Source organism: Pseudoalteromonas sp. Of11M-6 (assembly GCF_022347905.1).
Classification (GTDB): domain Bacteria; phylum Pseudomonadota; class Gammaproteobacteria; order Enterobacterales; family Alteromonadaceae; genus Pseudoalteromonas.
Genome location: NZ_JAKRFW010000007.1, coordinates 40,963 through 56,866 on the forward strand (window position 1 = coordinate 40,963; position 15,904 = coordinate 56,866).

Annotated in this window: 16 protein-coding genes and 1 pseudogene; 11 read left to right on the top strand and 6 right to left on the bottom strand. The window is 42.0% G+C overall.

The window, feature by feature from the left end:
• Nucleotides 1-40 precede the first annotated feature (40 nt).
• The 4 genes and pseudogenes from MHN32_RS05080 to MHN32_RS05095 form a co-directional block, all read left to right on the top strand.
• Complete coding sequence (locus MHN32_RS05080) at nucleotides 41-1,444, top strand: coniferyl aldehyde dehydrogenase (protein WP_239421107.1); 1,404 nt, start codon at nucleotides 41-43, stop codon at nucleotides 1,442-1,444.
• 256 nt (nucleotides 1,445-1,700) lie between these two features.
• Nucleotides 1,701-2,432 carry a DUF4760 domain-containing protein gene (locus tag MHN32_RS05085; RefSeq protein ID WP_239421108.1) on the top strand — a complete coding sequence of 244 codons (732 nt, stop codon included), beginning with the start codon at nucleotides 1,701-1,703 and terminating at the stop codon, nucleotides 2,430-2,432.
• A 17-nt stretch (nucleotides 2,433-2,449) separates the two neighbouring features.
• Nucleotides 2,450-2,635 carry a hypothetical protein gene (locus MHN32_RS05090; RefSeq protein WP_239421109.1) on the top strand — a complete coding sequence of 62 codons (186 nt, stop codon included), beginning with the start codon at nucleotides 2,450-2,452 and terminating at the stop codon, nucleotides 2,633-2,635.
• Between the two features lie 320 nt (nucleotides 2,636-2,955).
• Nucleotides 2,956-3,167, top strand: a pseudogene (locus tag MHN32_RS05095) (transposase); the annotation flags it as partial.
• A gap of 464 nt (nucleotides 3,168-3,631) precedes the next feature.
• Here MHN32_RS05095 and MHN32_RS05100 read toward each other — a convergent pair.
• Together MHN32_RS05100 and MHN32_RS05105 are read right to left on the bottom strand one after the other, a co-directional pair.
• A complete protein-coding gene (locus tag MHN32_RS05100) occupies nucleotides 3,632-3,802 on the bottom strand; it encodes a DUF2986 domain-containing protein (protein WP_010605321.1) in 171 nt (56 codons plus the stop codon).
• A 184-nt stretch (nucleotides 3,803-3,986) separates the two neighbouring features.
• Nucleotides 3,987-4,712, bottom strand: coding sequence for a tetratricopeptide repeat protein (locus MHN32_RS05105; RefSeq protein WP_010605322.1), 726 nt, complete (start codon nucleotides 4,710-4,712; stop codon nucleotides 3,987-3,989).
• A 140-nt stretch (nucleotides 4,713-4,852) separates the two neighbouring features.
• Between MHN32_RS05105 and MHN32_RS05110 the strand changes: the two genes are divergently transcribed.
• Entirely contained in the window at nucleotides 4,853-5,638 is a 786-nt protein-coding gene (locus tag MHN32_RS05110) for a DUF6279 family lipoprotein (protein ID WP_174169281.1), read from the top strand.
• A 6-nt stretch (nucleotides 5,639-5,644) separates the two neighbouring features.
• Here MHN32_RS05110 and MHN32_RS05115 read toward each other — a convergent pair whose 3' ends face one another.
• From MHN32_RS05115 to MHN32_RS05125, 3 genes are read right to left on the bottom strand one after another with little or no spacing between them, the layout of a single operon-like run.
• Nucleotides 5,645-6,286: a flavin reductase gene (locus MHN32_RS05115; RefSeq protein WP_239421110.1), complete on the bottom strand. Its 642-nt coding sequence runs from the start codon at nucleotides 6,284-6,286 to the stop codon at nucleotides 5,645-5,647.
• Between the two features lie 7 nt (nucleotides 6,287-6,293).
• Nucleotides 6,294-7,019: an SDR family NAD(P)-dependent oxidoreductase gene (locus tag MHN32_RS05120; RefSeq protein WP_239421111.1), complete on the bottom strand. Its 726-nt coding sequence runs from the start codon at nucleotides 7,017-7,019 to the stop codon at nucleotides 6,294-6,296.
• Complete coding sequence (locus MHN32_RS05125; RefSeq protein WP_275440224.1) at nucleotides 7,012-7,401, bottom strand: DUF393 domain-containing protein; 390 nt, start codon at nucleotides 7,399-7,401, stop codon at nucleotides 7,012-7,014. The genes MHN32_RS05120 and MHN32_RS05125 overlap by 8 nt, the downstream gene beginning before the upstream one ends.
• A 125-nt stretch (nucleotides 7,402-7,526) precedes the next feature.
• Here MHN32_RS05125 and ppc point away from each other — a divergent pair, with 125 nt between their 5' ends.
• The 3 genes from ppc to cdd all read left to right on the top strand — a co-directional run bounded on the left by ppc (nucleotide 7,527) and on the right by cdd (nucleotide 11,654).
• Complete coding sequence (gene ppc, locus MHN32_RS05130) at nucleotides 7,527-10,160, top strand: phosphoenolpyruvate carboxylase (RefSeq protein WP_239421113.1); 2,634 nt, start codon at nucleotides 7,527-7,529, stop codon at nucleotides 10,158-10,160.
• Nucleotides 10,161-10,426: 266 nt separating this feature from the next.
• Nucleotides 10,427-10,744 carry a hypothetical protein gene (locus MHN32_RS05135; RefSeq protein WP_223192100.1) on the top strand — a complete coding sequence of 106 codons (318 nt, stop codon included), beginning with the start codon at nucleotides 10,427-10,429 and terminating at the stop codon, nucleotides 10,742-10,744.
• 43 nt (nucleotides 10,745-10,787) lie between these two features.
• Nucleotides 10,788-11,654, top strand: coding sequence for a cytidine deaminase (gene cdd / locus MHN32_RS05140; RefSeq protein WP_010605329.1), 867 nt, complete (start codon nucleotides 10,788-10,790; stop codon nucleotides 11,652-11,654).
• 26 nt (nucleotides 11,655-11,680) lie between these two features.
• Here the strand turns inward: cdd and udp are convergent, their stop codons facing one another.
• Nucleotides 11,681-12,439 (bottom strand): uridine phosphorylase, encoded by a 759-nt coding sequence (udp, locus tag MHN32_RS05145; protein WP_239421114.1) that lies wholly within the window; start codon nucleotides 12,437-12,439, stop codon nucleotides 11,681-11,683.
• A 378-nt stretch (nucleotides 12,440-12,817) separates the two neighbouring features.
• Between udp and MHN32_RS05150 the strand changes: the two genes are divergently transcribed.
• From MHN32_RS05150 to MHN32_RS05160, 3 genes are all read left to right on the top strand, one after another.
• Nucleotides 12,818-13,597: a DUF2189 domain-containing protein gene (locus MHN32_RS05150; RefSeq protein ID WP_010605331.1), complete on the top strand. Its 780-nt coding sequence runs from the start codon at nucleotides 12,818-12,820 to the stop codon at nucleotides 13,595-13,597.
• Nucleotides 13,598-13,893: 296 nt separating this feature from the next.
• On the top strand, nucleotides 13,894-15,006 hold the full coding sequence (locus tag MHN32_RS05155; RefSeq protein WP_045990324.1) for an arginase family protein: 1,113 nt from the start codon (nucleotides 13,894-13,896) through the stop codon (nucleotides 15,004-15,006).
• Nucleotides 15,007-15,180: 174 nt separating this feature from the next.
• Nucleotides 15,181-15,891, top strand: coding sequence for a transporter substrate-binding domain-containing protein (locus tag MHN32_RS05160; protein WP_239421115.1), 711 nt, complete (start codon nucleotides 15,181-15,183; stop codon nucleotides 15,889-15,891).
• Nucleotides 15,892-15,904 lie beyond the last annotated feature (13 nt).

Genomic DNA, 15,904 nt, shown 5'->3' on the forward strand with positions numbered 1-15,904 from the left:
TCCTTGCTATATTCGAATTAGACATTAGCAGGACCTGATAATGATTGAAGATAATACCAGCACCCTAATCGCTACATTTACTCAGTTAAAAAGTCGCTTTAACCAAGAACCTTATCCCGCGCTTGAAAAGCGTTTACGTCTATTAACCGAAATAAAATCACGCATGTTGCAGAGGCAAGATCAATTAGTCGAGGCGGCAGATCAGGATTTTGGTACTCGGAGTCGATTCGATACCGTGATTGCAGACATCATGCCTTGCATCAATTCGATTGATTATATCGCGAAGCACCTGCGCAAATGGAGCAAAGTGCAGCATCGTTCACCCGGTGCGCAGTGGCTACCATCTAAGGCGAAAATTGAGATTGTGCCAAAAGGAGTCGTGGGCGTGATAGCCCCGTGGAATTATCCAATTCAGTTGGCGATTGTCCCCGTGATTACCGCCCTCGCCGCTGGAAACAAAGTCATGCTCAAGTTGAGCGAGTTCACTCCCAATGTGAATGCGGTGATAAGAGCCATTTTTAAAGGATTGGATAATGAAGTGTGCGTCATTGAAGGTGGACCTGATATTGCCACGACTTTTACTGAGCAGCCATTTGATCACTTGCTATTTACAGGTTCAACAGCAGTTGGCAAAAAGGTGATGGCGGCGGCGGCTAAAAATCTCACGCCGGTCACCCTAGAGTTAGGGGGGAAATCACCTGTTATTGTGCTTGATGACGCTGATATCAGCGCCGCTGCGATGAGCGTGTTAATGGGTAAGCTCTCTAATTCAGGTCAAATCTGTGTTGCACCAGATTATGTGTTAGTGCACGAAGAAAAATACGACGCATTTATTGCTGAGCTGGAACAGCACTACGAAAAAACATATAAAACAAAAGTAGGTGTAAAAAACCAAACTTCAATTATTAACGACAGGCAACTTCAGCGCTTAAACGACATTATTATTGATGCCAAAAGTAAAGGCGCAAATGTATGGCAAGCTGAGCCGGCATGCGACAACCGTCAGCTCCCTCTGCATATCATTACCCATGTCAACAAAAGCATGAGGGTGATGCAAGAGGAGTTATTTGGAACGATTTTGCCGATACTAAAAATATCCGACTTAAATGATGCGATTAGCTATATTAGGGAGGACACCACACCACTTGCGAGTTATTTATTTACACAGTCTCAGGTTGCCATGAATAAAGTGTCAAAGGAGCTCGCAACGGGGACTCTAGCGATCAACGAAACCATAGTGCACGTGGTTGTTGAGTCTTTACCCTTTGGTGGCCTAGGTCACTCTGGTATGGGTCAATATCATGGCGAAGAAGGCTTTTATACCTTTAGCCATAAAAAGCCCATTCTCCAATCCAATAATACTAAATGGCGCAACAAGATGTTGCTTAGCCATTCGAAGCTGCTTACAAAGCCTTTAGAGTGGCTATTTTTGAGGAGAAAGTAGCGTTAATGTGTTGAGCGAAGCGCCATTACATATTGTGTTTGAAATCATTGGACGTTCATGCTTCAGGAGCGAACAATTAGTGGTCTGACTTGCAAGTTATTTGAGATAAAAATCAAGCTGGTATTTAACCTTATTGTATATTTTTTACCTAATTTAAAGTTTGAAATGGGGTTTAATAGATGTTAAATTAATTGTAAATATGTTTAATCTGCGGCGTTTGTGCTTGTAATAAATGTGCTAGGGAAGTAGAGAGAAAATGAAAAGTCAATTTAGTAGTTTGTGGATTATAGTCAGTTTAGTTTTCATTATTCAGCTATTTGTTATATCGTCCATTTTTCTAATTTTTGATAGTTTCCCTGATAGAGGTGCTTTCGGTGATATGTTCGGTGCAACAAATTCTATCTTTAGCGGTTTGGCATTTGCAGGTGTTGTATATACTCTTTTACTCCAATCTAGACAAATTACAATACAAAAAGAAGAATTAGAAATGACAAGAAAGGAGCATTCGAGATCTGCTGTAGCACAAGAGAATTCACATGACGCGTTAGTAAAAACAATGATCGCTGATCATGATAGAAGAAAAAAACACGCTACCGTAGAATATTTAAAATCAGTTAGACCTATTTGGAGCAGTCTGAGAAGAGAGTTAAATGACCATTTTGGAACTGGGCCACTAACGGAGAGTAATTTACTGGAAATTGATAAAGATAAGGAGTTACAAAGGCTTATCAGAGAGCTTCTTGGAGGAATGGAGCACTTAGCAGTTGGAGCGAATTGTGATGTGTTTGACAGGGATTTGATTTATAGAATGTCTGCGTCTTCCTTTATAAGAATTTGTAAACGGATGGATCTATATATAGAACGAGCTCAACAAAAGAACCCTTATTCATATATAGAGTTTAGGGAGCTTGTTCATGAGTTTGAAGAACAAAGGCGGATGCGGCCAGACCCAAGAGGTACAATTGCTGCATATATACCCAACCCATAAACTTAAGGTAAGATTAAGTGAACGAAGTAGATATATTAATAAAAGCTAGCTCAGAGCTGGAAGCGAAAAGAATTTTACTGAGTCTGACTCAAGCCCCGGATCTCAGTATTGTCAAAGTTGAAGAAACTTCTGCTACAGCTAGTTCAGAATGCTCTTTTAAGTTTCTTATATCAGATAGCTACGAGGTGGACGAAGAAGAATGATACAAAAATAGCATGAAGTTGGAATAACTTTGATATAGCAGGAAATCTATGTGTTGGATTAAGTAAAGTCGGACACTATTTTAGGCGGTCTCATTATCACTCAATTAGAGGTGTCCCATGGCAAGAAACGTCGAACATTTAGTAAAGAATTCAAACTTTAAGCAGCTTTTTTAGTTTAAAATGAAGGCTACAGCTCTCTTAATGTCTGAAGAAATGTACAATCGTCAATTGATCAATTAAATGAAGACGAGCCGGTAACGCCTTTGATATTGCTCGCACGATTTTTTATGGCTATAAAGGAAGCTGTCTTAGGTATGACAGTTGAAGATGTATATCGCAAACACGGTATTAGTAATGGTACGTTTTACAACTGGAAGTCGAAGTATGGTGGTATGGAAGCTTCTGATGCTAAAAAACTTAAAGAGCTTGAAGAAGAAAATCTTAAGCTCAAAAAATGTATGCTGAAGTTAGCTTAGAGAATAATGCGATTAAGGTGCTGTTTGCAAAAAGGTTGGTGACAGCAGACAAGCGTAGTTGGGCAAGTATTTTGGTCGGAGCTGACCTGAGTATTGTAAATTCATGCTCATTTGTAGGGATCAGCCGCTCAATCTATTACCGCTCAGAGCGAGACTGGCGTTATGCGGTCGCTGCTGCCATTGATGCGATTAAAGAGGTACTTGAAAATTCACCACAAGCTGGCTTACGGAAATGTGTGCAAAATCAAATTAAAAAGTATCCTTTTAACCATGAGCGTATTTACCAGGATAAATTGGAAAACTCCAGTTTAGAGGGGTAGTGGACACTTCATTCTTATTTTTTCTTTGTTTTTATTAACTTTAGTTACGTTCTTAAGGGCTAAAAGCTAACATGGCTTTAAAGCTGGGTTCGTGATTAGCAGCGACACCCGTTCAACCTTCGGTGTGCAACTACTTTACAGATTAAAAAAGAAAGCTTTGATGAAGAAATGTAGGCCGAGCTGGCACAAAACTGGGGCTATTAATGCTCGTTGTTTTCGCTATCTAATTCCTCACTTTCTTGCTGTTGGGCTGCGATTTTCTCACGCTCAGCTTTTGAAATATAACGAGGTTTGTTGCTTTTGTGGAGTTTAGCATTAGCACGCTTGTCTTTTTTCTTTAAGGTTTCGTAAATTTTCTTTTTGCGGTTCATTTTCACAGCTCATTATGAATGAAGTGCTAGTTTACCTTAGTGTTAGCGGGTTCAACAATGTAAAAAGATTGCCGCAGTTAACAATGAGCATGACTTTTACCTAGGTGTGATGGTACTAGCTCAATCTCTTAGTAAGGAAAATAATAAGGGCCTCACATGAGACCTTTATTATTTACCACTTTACTTACTTTGTACGTGTTTCAGCTACGTATTTACCGGCTTGAATTCGCTCGTAAATACTATTAGCGAGCTCTTTCGCTTGCTCGATTTGTGAAGGGGAAAGCTGTTTTTCGTCGAGTACTCGGCTCTTTGTGGCTTCAGCATAACCATTAAATTCGGCTAACGTGTTCCATACGTACGAGCGTTCAATATTTTTCTCGACTCCTAAGCCCTGAAAATACATGAGTGCTAAATTAAACATGGCTAAGGTGTAGTTGTTTGCGGCGGCTTTTTCATACCAGTTAAGTGCGTGGCGGTAACTTTGTGGTACACCGTCACCGTTTGCATACATTAGCGCTACGTTAAATTGCGCGGCTGGCATGTTTTTGTTTGCCGCTCTGGTCATTAGCTCAACGTATTTTGAGCGGTCCTTTTTAACGCCGCGACCTTCGTCATACATGACTGCTAGCGCAAACATTGCGTCGGCTTCACCAAGTTTTACGGCCTGTTGAAATAACTCTGCAGCTTTGCGTTGATTTTTAACGACACCATAGCCGCCTTCATACATTACACCGAGTTGATAAATGCCTGGGGCGTAGTTCATTTCAGCTAAATAATTGAATTCTTGTAGTGCTTCTTCGAACCTGCCAGCATTGAGTGCATCTATGCCTTCTTCCAATCCAGCTGTTGCCAAAGGTGCTTGGCTTAAAAGTGCAATGGCGATACATGCTTTTGAAATCCTGCCTAACATCATAGACCTCCTTAAGGTAGCTATGCTAACTATGTTGTTAGTTATTCTAATGCCAGAAACACAGATTTACAAAATACAAATCTAAAATGGCAGATACTGCGTTAATATAAGGTAATAAAAACAAAAATTGAGGCTATGGGATGAAGAAATTAATAGCACTGGCGCTATGTTTACTGTGTTTGGCTGGATGTAGTCAAAGATTGGCCTATAACAACTTAGGATGGTTAGCGAGTTATTATATTTCCGATTATGTTGAGCTGACGGATGAGCAAGAGGAAAAGCTGGAGGCTGATGTAGAATCTTTGGTTGCGTGGCATCGACAGTCAGAGCTACCAAAATACAAATCTCATATCCAATCACTGTTGAAGCACTGGCAAACCATGACAGAGAGTGACATGGTGCATATGGTGTATACCACAAGGAACTATTGGTATTCCGTCGTTGAAGCCGTATATCCCAAGTTAGAAACACACCTAAATTCGCTTAACCGTGAACAGCGAGAAATGCTGATAGCCAACATAGAAAAAGAAATGTTGGACGATGACTGGGAGGAAGGAGACCAATTTAACCGCTACGAGCGTTGGCTTGGTGATTTGAGTGATAAACAAAAGGAGCTTATTAACGAATATTACGAGCAAGGCGAGTTTGCGCGTCAGGTTTGGCGTGCACATGAACAAAGACGATTTAGCCAGTTTAAACAAGCCATGATACTGAGCGGAGTCGAGCAGGTTTCACCTGAGCTGTTGCAGCAAGCGATAGTTACTACACCCACAGCGCTGCCTGAGCGCATCCTAGATATTCAAGCAAGGCGAATAAAAGAGTATGCAAATCTCGCTGTGAAACTAAAAGGCACCATGAGCGACAAACAGAAGAAGCACTTTAAGGAAGAGCTCGAAGAATTACTTGAGCTCTTGGAATCATTGTAGAGATACCTAGCCAAGTAATTTAATTCTGGTTGGCTTGTTTGGTTTAGCATACTCCAAGCGATTAATACGCTTGGTACTGTGATAGCCGTCTAAACTGGAAATCGCGACACAGTCGAGCGCCTCTATATCGATATAGCCGTCCTCGAGTAGAGCGTTTTCTTCAATGTGAAGAGACTCAATTTCGCCTATTACCAGCTCGGTATCGTTGAGCTTGATGATTTGGTGCTCTTTGAGGCTAAGCCCGTATTTTAATCTGCTTTCCTTGACGAACGGAGCTGGAAAAGTATTTAAATACTCGGAGGTTAAACCCGTTTCCTCAAATTCAGATTGATTCTTTTCATATCTGGCTGAGGTTTGATGGGCTGCCGTATAAATTTGAACATTAACTTGATTGATGGTGTATTTTTCAGTCGCTAAGATATTTTCCAATGTGTGCCTAGGTACACTATGAGGCCTAAAAATCACACCCACGAGCGCCGGGCTGGCACCGAGGTGGAAAACGGAGCTGACGATAGACAAGTTTTCTTGACCTGTCTCATCAACCGTTCCAATTAAGTTAGCGCTTTTGAAGCCTGATAGTGAATTTATCATCAATGCGCGATAACGCTCGTCTAAGGTTTTAATATCGTTACTTGAGAAGTGTTTCATGCTGTGTTCACCATCCAATTAATTTATTTTGCCAGTCAACATAGCTCACCGTACCATCAGGATGACTGTTTGCGATGATGCCACTAAGTTGATGTGCTACAAATTCCGGCGTAAAGAGGTTTTCGTCCGGGACATTGGCTTGAAAAGGTTTTGAAAGTGGCGTGTCGGTAGTACCTGGATGGAACAAAATGAGCTTAATGTTTTTTGCTCGACGCGCAAGCTCGACTGCTGCGGTTTTAAACATCATATTAAGCGCAGCCTTTGAGCTGCGGTAGCTGTACCAGCCGCCCATCCGGTTGTCACTGATACTTCCAACACGGGCAGAGAGTGCCGTAACTACGCATGGCTGCTTACCTTTTAAGGCTGGCAGTAAAGCTTGCAACCAAAGCATGGGGATCATGGTATTGATATTAAACAGCGCCATGCTGTATTCGAGATCAATGTCCTCAAGCTTTTTCTCTGGGAATTTATCAAACTCGTCATGGAGTAAGCCATTAAAAATAGTGACGCTTTTAATCGTTAACTCTTGCTCGAGAATACGGCTCGCAACTTGTTGAATTTGTGTTTTAGAGTAATCACACTGAAAATGCAGGTTATTGGCATGTAGAGCCGTTTTAGCTTGCCTAGACACCGTGATGATTTTTACGTCAGGATGTTGTTCGGTTTGCGCTTTTATAAAGGCATCAGCGATCGCTGAACTTGCACCAATCACTATGATGGCGAAGTTAGTCACGATTGCAATCTCCACTATTTTGTATACTGCATTGATTTGGGGCCAGAAGTTTAGAAATTTTCATTCTGTGCTTTGCAAAAAACAAGTAAACGCCGTCTGCAATCGTTCGGATTATGGGTAATCTTAATAATTTGATCCAGCGATGTTTGCCAACTCGACCCCAAGCCGCTGCGGTAACATCTAGTCCTACAATGAGCTTGCCTTGGCTATCATAACCGTGGAGTTTAGCCATAGCCGCTTCATGCGCTATCTCAGGAAACTCGGTAGAGAAGCGATTATCGTGAATGTTCACTAAATCAATTTTATTGTGTTGATCGAAACGTTTAAGTTTATTCATTTCCCCTACACACAGCGGACAGTTACCATCGTAAAATACAATCATTCGCTCACTCGAATAATACTTATCTTTGTCATGTTATTACGTTAACGTCTTGAAAATAGATCGTTCGCAAATCAATTTATTCTCGGTATAGTGGAGTTCGAGTATCTTTTCATCAAGGAGATTGTATGACTGAGCAATACGCAAGCCTACGTAGTAATGTGAGCCTTTTGGGGCAGATGTTAGGGCAAATTATTCAACAAGCGCAGGGTCAAGAGACGCTAGACAAAGTTGAAGAAATTAGGCACCTAGCAAAATCCTCGCGGAGCGGTAATGATTCAGATAGGCAAGCGCTGATTGACACCTTACGTAGCCTAAGCGATGAAGCGCTACTTCCCGTTGCTCGCTCATTTAATCATTTCTTAAACCTTGCGAATGTCGCAGAACAATTCCACACCATTTCAAAGTCAGGCTCTCCAGACGGCGTGATGATCGAAGTAGATAAGGCGCTTGATGAATTGCAAAGTAAAGTCGATGCTGGCGCGCTGACACTCAATGAAGTAGCAGATGTAATAAGCAAACTAAAAATCGATTTGGTGCTAACCGCTCACCCAACGGAAGTAACACGCAGAACCATCATCAATAAACACGTTGAGCTGAGCGAATGTTTAAAAGTGCTTGAGGTGACCTCAGGTGAGGATCCTGTTTACGATGAGGTCATTGACCGCATTGAGCAGTTGATCTCACAAGCGTGGCACACAAGCGATATTAGAGAAAAGCGACCTACGCCACTGGATGAAGCAAAGTGGGGGTTCGCGGTTATCGAAAATAGTCTTTGGGAAGCCGTGCCTAAGTTTGTTCGGTATTTCAATGCCCAAGTGAAAACGCGATTAAACTTACAACTACCCGCCAACTTTAGTCCTATCCAGCTGACTTCTTGGATGGGTGGCGACAGAGACGGCAACCCGTTTGTTACTTCCCATGTGACGCAATCTGTGCTTGATCACGGCCGCTGGATGGCGCTTGACTTATATCGTCGCGATCTAGAAATCTTAGGCGCAGAACTTTCTATGAGTAATGCATCCGCAAGCTTTATAGCGCGAGCGGACGGCAGTAATGAACCTTATCGTCATGTGCTAAAGCAAGTACGCGCTGAGGTAGAAGAAACCATTGCAGCATTGGAATATAAAATCAAAGGCACGCCTTCTCATTATCAGGACAAGATTAAACAGGTCTCACAGATAAGAGAGCCACTAGAGGCGTGTTATCGCTCGTTGGTTGATTGTCGCATGGCTAATATTGCCGATGGTTTATTGTTGGATGTATTAAGACGAATTGACTGCTTTGGCGTGTCTTTATGTAAGTTAGATATTCGTCAAGATTCCGCCAGACATACCGAAGTGTTTTCTGAATTAACACGCTATTTGGGTCTTGGCGATTATGCCCAGTGGCAAGAAGCAGACAAGCAAGCTTTCTTATTAACCGAACTAAGCTCGAGACGACCGTTACTGCCGCGTCATTGGCAACCTTCTTCCAATGTTCAAGAGGTGCTAGAGACATTTACAACGATTGCGGATCAAGACCAAAATGCACTTGGCATTTACATTATCTCAATGGCGCAAAGTGCCTCAGATATTCTCGCCGTACATTTATTACTCCAAGAAAGCGGATGTAAATTCAACTTACCGGTAGCCCCGCTATTTGAAACGCTGGATGATTTAAATAACGCACAATCAGTGATCAGCGGGTTATTTGAGAACACTTGGTATAAAGGCACGATTGGTGCCAAGCAATATGTCATGATCGGCTATTCCGACTCTGCAAAAGACGCAGGGATGATGGCGGCAGGATGGGCGCAGTATGATGCAATGGAAAAGCTGGTTAACCTTGCTGATGCGAAGGGCGTTGAGCTGGTCCTTTTCCATGGCCGTGGAGGTACGATTGGTCGAGGGGGGGCGCCTGCTGCACAAGCGCTGAGATCTCAGCCTCCTGGTTCGCTAAAAAGTGGCTTGCGAGTGACCGAGCAAGGCGAAATGATCCGCTTTAAATTTGGTTTACCTAAAGTCGCGATGCAAAGTCTATCTATTTATACCAGTGCGATTTTACAAAGTAATTTGTTGCCGCCCCCTCGACCCGAACCTAAATGGGTAGAGGTTATGGAGACGATTAGTGAAGCTTCCTGCAAAAAGTATCGCAGTATTGTTCGAGAGAACCCTGAGTTTGTGCCTTACTTTAGAATGGCAACGCCAGAACAAGAGCTGTCTAAATTACCGCTAGGCTCGAGGCCTTCTAAACGAAATCCAAATGGCGGAGTAGAGAGTTTGAGGGCTATTCCATGGATTTTCGCATGGAGTCAAAACCGCTTGATGTTGCCTGCTTGGCTAGGGGCGAAAGAAGGTCTTGAAGCTGCCGTAGAAACGTTTGGTAAAGACATGCTGCAAGAAATGAGCGCAAAGTGGCCATTTTTTAGAACCCGTTTAGAAATGCTCGAAATGGTATTCTGTAAAGCCGACCTTTGGCTCAGCGAGATGTATGATGCAAGTTTAGTTAGTGACGAGTATATAGGCCTAGGGGATGAGTTAAGAGACAACTTACAACAGGCCATCGAGCTTATTCGCGGCCTTGCGCCAGAGTCGTCGCTGTTGTCACAGCAACCTTGGATCAAAGAATCGATCGGGCTGAGAAATCCGTATACTGATCCTCTAAACTTGTTACAAATAGAACTGTTAAAGCGTGTGCGTGAAGAAACCAATCACGATTTGGAACTGGCACTTATGATCACGATGACAGGGATTGCGGCGGGGATGCGCAATACGGGTTAGTGCAACAATTTGAATAATCTATTTTTTTAAAATTTTACATTTATAAGCATAATAGCTACAAAACCAATCCCAATGGATTGGTTTTTTTATTTTGATTGGTTTTTTATTAGTATATTTATTGACAGTAATTCTCATTGATTTAAAATGCGCGGCTGGTTTTACCAGTCGTTTTATTTGTTTTATTCAAGAATTGTCGGTTGATAGGTCTACGATACATGCACAAAATATCTACTAGCGTCACATTTGATGAGTGTAATGATCTGATTATGATGAAGATCAGAGGAATTGCGAATGCAAACGATGTGGTCTCGGCATACGAGAAAGCCAATCTATACGCAAAAAAGCATAATAGTAGCAAAGTATTAGTAGATGTGAGTGAACTTGAACACCGCTTCGCCGCAATTGATATTGTGAACATAATGCCAAAAGTTGCGCACAATATTGGCAATTTACATATTGCACGCGTCGTTGGTTTTGAAGGTTATATGCATGATCTTTTTCTACAGAAAATTAAGCGTTTTAATATCAGCGCTGAAAACTTTGAGTGTTTTAAATCTGCAAGAGAATGGTTGAGTCGGCTGTAACTCTTGCGTAAACTATCCTGCCATAGATAAACATGACAACAATATGGCAAAGATAGAACCATCAATAAAAAGTGCGTTAACGCAATACGCCATCGCCCATCGTGGAATATTTAGTTATTCCCAATTAGTACAATATCAAAACCGCTTTCACTTATCTCGATCTGAGCTTGAGGCAGCATTACTTGAAGTTGCAGCTGAGTTTGCTACGCCTCCTATTTCACAATTTTATGTTGGTGCCATTGCTTGGGATGATAAATCGCAACAAGCGTTTTTAGGCGCGAATTTAGAATTCTCGCATCAGGCGCTTTCTTTGGTTGTTCATGCCGAGCAAGCGGCAATTAACAATGCGTGGTTAAATGGCGCAACGGAAATCTCTAAAATGACGATTAATGCCGCGCCTTGCGGATTTTGTCGTCAATTTATGAATGAGCTAAGCACGGCAAAGGAGCTTGAAATTTTATTGCCGACAGGCAAAACTTCGTTGTGTGACTTGCTGCCGACTTCGTTTGGTCCGGACGATCTGGGCAACAGTGAAAAGCTCTTTTCTCAAGCGCAACATCTTGCTGCGAATGAAACATCGCCTGCATCAATCAGTGCGGCGCTTTATCGGCATTATCTGCGCGCTTATTGCCCCTACACACACAACCAAAGTGCGGTGGAAATTAAACTAGACACTGGTGAGTGCTTTTATGGGCGTTATGCTGAAAATGCGGCTTATAACCCAAGCTTATCGCCATTACAAAGTGCACTAAGTCAATTAGCTATGTCGGGTAAAGTATTATCTGAGGTAAATGTCGTAGAGATCACTTTGCTAGAAAAGCAGGGCAGTGCTAATCAGTTGCAAGTAAGCTTAGCGGTTTTAAAGGCATACAATGCCGAGCATTTGCTTACACATATAGAGATTGAGTAACCACTCAATCTCTACGTTTACTGCTACTACTTCGAAAGTAACAGTTCAGCTGCTTTTAAAACTGCAGTGACAGCTTTCTTTTCAACAGCTTGATGGTCGACATTAGGAATTTCTTGGCGTGTTCTGTTTACCAATACGCCTGCAAGACAAGCTGCCTTCAATCCAAGTGCTGCACACATGGTAAATAACGTCGCAGATTCCATCTCATAGTTCATCACATTAAGCTTTTGCCATTCTGCACACGAACCTTGATACGCTTTTCTGACGTAGCCTGAGTATGTGTCGTAACGTTCTTGCCCTGGGTAGAAAGTATCGCTAGACGCAGTGATCCCAACATGGTAAGTAATGCCCAACGATTCACAGGCTTGTACCATTGCTGAAGTGGTATGAAAATCAGACACAGCAGGAAACTCGATAGGCGCAAAATGCTGGCTAGCGCCATCTAAACGCACTGATGCCGTGCTCACCAAAATATCACCTTCATCGATATGTGGTTGAATGGCACCAGTCGTACCTATGCGTAAAAAGGTAGTGATACCAAGCTGTGCTAATTCTTCAACGGCGATTGACGTAGATGGGCCGCCTATACCAGTTGAGCAAATTACCACAGGACTTTCATTTAAAAAGCCAAGGTAAATATGAAATTCGCGAGTTTGTGCTAAGCAGACTGGAGAGTCGAGATATTCAGAAATGCGTTTTGAGCGCTCGGGATCACCCGGAACAATTGCTAGTGAAGCGCCTTGTAGGTCGGCTTTCGTAAGACCTAAGTGAAATACCTTTTCCATAGTAAACCTTAGTTATAATTAAAGCGTAATGTTTATAGTTAACGCCTATCAAGTACAGGACAGATGTCCTATTTAAGTGTGGCGTGTTTAAATTATACCAATCGTATTAAGTAAATGAGCTATTTTGAAGCGGGAAATAATATTAGTAGCACCGCTCTCGCGTCCTGCTACCGCTTTGGCAACTAAATCCATATAGGCAAGGCAAAAATTTTGCTATTTAGTTGTTCTAAATAAGAAATTTTGAACGAAGCTTGTATGATATTTTACCCGTTAAATTGGTTAGAGAATTAACGCAGTTGGTATTATAGCTCAGGATAGCTTGCGGGATTGTCGATGTTCCACTAAACCTTAACATGAGAGCAACAATGAGGAATGGTTATGCCTGCTACACATTCTATAAATAAAGATAACGAATTTGCGCGTTGCTTTGAATGCAACAAAGTTCCAACCTTGGCACCGTTTCACTGGCTTGCATTAGCATTTAAAGATATTGCGAATGCACCATTACTTAGCCTAGTGTATGGACTTATTTTTACCCTAATACCTGCTTTTATCATGTGGTTAGTGTACCAATCGGGTACCCACTTGGTAATTCTGCCTGCCGCTGTCGCCTTTGCGCTTATTGGACCTGCTTTCGCAGCTGGCTTGTATGATGTTGCGTGGGAGTTGGAAAAGGGCCATAAACCAACGTTAACGCATAGTCTTAAATCAATGTTTCGTAATCCCGCTGGCGAGTGGGGGTTTGCGGTGTTACTGATGGTCATTATGATTGTTTGGATGCGCTTAGCGGCGCTTATCCATGCATTATATCCAAATGTTCCGAATCCTACGTTTGAACAGCTTTCGGCATTTTTAGCACTCGGCTCGATAGTGGGAGGCATTTTATTGGTGTGTGTATTTGCAATCTCAGCGTTTACGCCACAAATAATGATGGAGCGCCGAGTGGATATTATGACTGCGGTAATAAGCTCAATGCATGCTGTGAAAGAAAATGTCGGCGCTATGGTGGTATGGTGTGGGATCTTAGTGTTCTTGGTGATGCTTGGGTTTGCAACTGGAACGGCTGGGTTTATCGTTATTATGCCGCTGCTAGCGTACGCAAGTTGGCATGGCTATATCGCTGTAATTAAAACAAAAGTGCCACGCCACTACGAATAACTAAACACCCTCTATGAATAAACAACCGTAGCATCAATGAGCATTGTTGGTACTGCGGTTGACTTCTTATTTGAACCTGTTATATGTGCTGCAACAACGACCTAATGAACAGTCAATGTCTTTCGAAAACGAAGTTAGAGATCAAGCAAGTCTTTTGATTTATAAGGATTTTTATTTTTAATTTGTCGTTTTTACTCATTTTAAGCCAATCGTATTTTGAGTGTTTCGCAATATATAAAGCGCAATAGGGAAGATTTTTCTGGGTCGCATGATTATGCATATAAGAGGGGATAGCGATGTCTGAGAGCAAAAAACAATTCCATAAAAAACTTGAGCACTGTTTATGCCCACCGGGAGATGGTGTGTTTACAGTAAACACAGCGAAAGAAAGAAAAGACGCGCTAAGACAAAAGCTATATGGACAAACAGAAGGAGTCGATACTTTATGGAAAGCGTCACTGGAGAAATTGGGCGAAAGTGAACATAAAGCGGCAATTCTTGGGATCAGTTCAGATTGTGGCGGTGGTATTTTACGCGGCGCCAACTGGGGCCCGTTATTTTTGCGTTCGACATTAATTGAGCAACAGCCGCAAACGAGCGCGTTTGACCTTGGCGATGTGCGTGTTATTCCACATTTACTGCACGACAAATATTTAAACGAGAGCACGATCAGTAATTGTCAAAAGGCACTTTATGCTGACCCAGAGAGTGAGTATTACGTCTCACCATTATCTATTACAGAAGATGTGTGTGATGGCTTTTACGAAAATTACCCAGATAAAGGCGTGTTTGGCATTGGTGGCGACCACTCAATCAGCTACCCGTTAACAAAAGCGTATCTTAAAGCAAAGCGTGCTCGTGGTGTAAAAACAGCGATTATCCATTTTGATGCTCACACGGATTTACTTGTTGAGCGCTTAGGTATCGATTTATGCTTCGGCTCTTGGTGTACGCATATCCTAGAGTTTTTGCCTGCACCCCATCATTTAGTACAATTTGGGATCCGCTCGAGTGGCAAACCTAAGTCTCATTGGGAGTCTACATTCGGTGTTAAGCAGCATTGGGCTCATGAGATCAGAGAGCGTGGTGCACAAGCGATTGTAGATGAAGTTATTGCACAGCTAAAGGCTGACGGTGTTGAAGAGCTTTATGTTAGCTTTGACATTGACGCACTTGATGAAGAGTTTGCTTCTGCAACGGGTACTCCAGAGGCAGGGGGTATGACTCCAGACGAAGCGATGTTAATTCTACAAGCGCTGCGTGGTGAGTTTAAAATCACAGGTGCAGACATGATGGAAATAGCCCCATTTACCGACAGCTCTCTTGTTGGACAAACGAGCTCAGAAACCACGCTTAAAGAAGGCGCTAAGCTGAGTGCGTTTTTAATTGATGCTATCAACAATAGCTAAAGCAACTAAATAACTAAACAGCACTGTGATAGGCGAAGGCATCTTTGTCTATCACTCATTCACTTCAATAAGTTACTCATAACCCGCATTCACAAGCAGCTATTCTATCTCTTTAAAAATTGCTCAACCTTTAAGTTAAGACTATATTATTCAAGTAGCTATGGGGAGAGTTTCATGAAGGGTGCATACTCTTTTGGTCTTTGTATTTTACTGACGAGTTTCAGTGCGCTTGCCTATACGCTAAATATTGTCACTGAGAACTTTCCTGACTTCCAATACCTTAATGAAAAAGGGGAGCTAATTGGGCGTTCAGCGGATAAAGTTAGGGCAGTGCTTGATGACTCTGGCGTTGATTACACCATCAACGTACTTTCATGGCCTGCAGCCTATAATGCCGCATTAAGAAAAGAAGATACCTGTGTGTTTTCAACAGCCAGAAATACCATTCGCGAAAATGAGTTTAATTGGGTATTTCCAATTGATACGTTTACCACCTCTTTTTATGCACTACGTGAAAGCAAAATCAAGCTGAATAAATTAGAAGATGCTCAAGCTTATCGAACTGCGGTGATCCGAGATAATTTTAGCCACCAATTTTTAATGGAGCATGGTTTTCAAGAAGGGAAACAGCTTATCCTGATTAATTCTTTTGATAAGGTTTTTGAGCTACTCAAGACGCGCAAAGACTTTGTTGATTTGGTGATATTAAGCGATGCCCAGTTTAGGTTTCGAAGTGCAAAAGAGCAAACGGCTCAATTACTTGAGCCGGTATATACGTTAGATCAGTTTAATACGTCTCTTTATCTAGCCTGTAATAAAAATGTTCCCAAGCATATTCTTGATAAGCTTCAGGAGACTTACAACGTGCTTTATGTAGCCAAATAAACTTAGAGAAAAC

Coding starts and splice junctions, on each gene's coding strand:
- MHN32_RS05080 (WP_239421107.1), top strand. CDS start 41: ATGATTGAAGATAATACCAGCACCCTAATCGCTACATTTACTCAGTTA.
- MHN32_RS05085 (WP_239421108.1), top strand. CDS start 1,701: ATGAAAAGTCAATTTAGTAGTTTGTGGATTATAGTCAGTTTAGTTTTC.
- MHN32_RS05100 (WP_010605321.1), bottom strand. CDS start 3,802: ATGAACCGCAAAAAGAAAATTTACGAAACCTTAAAGAAAAAAGACAAG.
- MHN32_RS05105 (WP_010605322.1), bottom strand. CDS start 4,712: ATGTTAGGCAGGATTTCAAAAGCATGTATCGCCATTGCACTTTTAAGC.
- MHN32_RS05110 (WP_174169281.1), top strand. CDS start 4,853: ATGAAGAAATTAATAGCACTGGCGCTATGTTTACTGTGTTTGGCTGGA.
- MHN32_RS05115 (WP_239421110.1), bottom strand. CDS start 6,286: ATGAAACACTTCTCAAGTAACGATATTAAAACCTTAGACGAGCGTTAT.
- MHN32_RS05125 (WP_275440224.1), bottom strand. CDS start 7,401: ATGATTGTATTTTACGATGGTAACTGTCCGCTGTGTGTAGGGGAAATG.
- ppc (WP_239421113.1), top strand. CDS start 7,527: ATGACTGAGCAATACGCAAGCCTACGTAGTAATGTGAGCCTTTTGGGG.
- MHN32_RS05135 (WP_223192100.1), top strand. CDS start 10,427: ATGATGAAGATCAGAGGAATTGCGAATGCAAACGATGTGGTCTCGGCA.
- cdd (WP_010605329.1), top strand. CDS start 10,788: ATGGCAAAGATAGAACCATCAATAAAAAGTGCGTTAACGCAATACGCC.
- udp (WP_239421114.1), bottom strand. CDS start 12,439: ATGGAAAAGGTATTTCACTTAGGTCTTACGAAAGCCGACCTACAAGGC.
- MHN32_RS05150 (WP_010605331.1), top strand. CDS start 12,818: ATGCCTGCTACACATTCTATAAATAAAGATAACGAATTTGCGCGTTGC.
- MHN32_RS05155 (WP_045990324.1), top strand. CDS start 13,894: ATGTCTGAGAGCAAAAAACAATTCCATAAAAAACTTGAGCACTGTTTA.
- MHN32_RS05160 (WP_239421115.1), top strand. CDS start 15,181: ATGAAGGGTGCATACTCTTTTGGTCTTTGTATTTTACTGACGAGTTTC.